The organism is Clostridium bowmanii (assembly GCF_018861315.1).
Lineage (GTDB): Bacteria > Bacillota > Clostridia > Clostridiales > Clostridiaceae > Clostridium_AD > Clostridium_AD bowmanii.
Map to the genome: position 1 here is coordinate 1 of NZ_JAHLDL010000102.1, position 1,316 is coordinate 1,316.

1 protein-coding gene is annotated in these 1,316 nt (G+C 36.3%); it reads left to right on the top strand.

Translation table 11 applies throughout. The features are described from left to right. A partial coding sequence (gene prdA, locus KPL51_RS23040) for a D-proline reductase (dithiol) proprotein PrdA (RefSeq protein ID WP_216166771.1) occupies positions 1–1,316 on the top strand: 1,316 nt, incomplete at both ends.

A 1,316-nucleotide genomic window follows, 5' to 3' on the forward strand; every position in this document is an offset into this window, starting at 1 on the left:
CTTGTGAAAAAGCACTTTAAGATAGAAGAAGTTAAATTTGGACCTGAAACGAAAATTGAAGGAACAGTGCTTTATATTAGAGAAAATATCTGCATTGATGCTGTAAAAGTTAGTAAGCTTGTTACAGATATAAAAATAGATATAATCACACCAGATAAGTACAACACATATAGTGAAACAATTATGGATGTACAGCCAATTGCAACAAAAGAAGGCGAAGATAAACTAGGTCAAGGGGTAACAAGAGTATTAGATGGTGTTATCGTTATGGTCACTGGAACAGATGAAAATGGAGTGCAAATTGGAGAGTTTGGTTCTTCAGAAGGTATTTTAGAAGAGAATATCATGTGGGGAAGACCAGGCGCACCAGATAAAGGTGAAATTTTCATTAAAACTCAAGTTACAATACTCGCTGGAACAAATATGGAAAGACCAGGTCCATTTGCTGCACATAAAGCAACAGATATGATCACACAAGAAATAAGAGAAGCACTAAAGACACTAGATGAAACTTTAGTAGTAGATAGTGAGAAGTTTACTCAATTCAGAAGACCAGGTAAAAAGAAAATAGTAGTAGTAAAAGAAATCATGGGTCAAGGCGCAATGCACGATAACTTAATTCTTCCAGTAGAACCAATTGGAATACTTGGTGGAAAACCAAACGTTGACCTTGGAAATTTACCAATTGTATTTTCGCCACTAGAGGTATTAGATGGTGGAATTCATGCATTAACTTGTATAGGACCTGCATCTAAAGAGTGTTCAAGACACTACTTTCGCGAGCCACTTGTTATAGCAGCAATGAACGATCCTGAAGTTGATCTTTGCGGAGTTGTATTTGTAGGAAGTCCACAAATTAACAGTGAAAAGTTTTACGTATCTGAAAGACTTGGAATGACTGTTGAAACAATGGATGTTGCAGGAGCAATTGTTACAACCGAAGGATTCGGTAATAACCATATCGATTTTGCTAGTCATATTGAGCAAATAGGTATGCGTGGAATTGGTGTTGTGGGAATGTCTTTCTGTGGAGTACAAGGTGCTTTAGTTGTTGGTAATAAGTACACTAAGTACATGGTTGACAACAATAAATCAGAAGCAGGAATTGAAAATGAAGTATTAGCGTGTAATACACTTTGCAAGGAAGATGCACTTAGAGCGCTTTCAATGCTTAAAACTGCAATTGCAGGAGAAGAAGTAGTGGCAGCAGAAAGACATTGGAATCCAAATGTAAAGGAAAGTAATCTTGAAGCTATTGAAAAATCATATGCGCTTTCTATTGAAAGAGTAGAGAATGAAACTTCAATTCCAGAAAG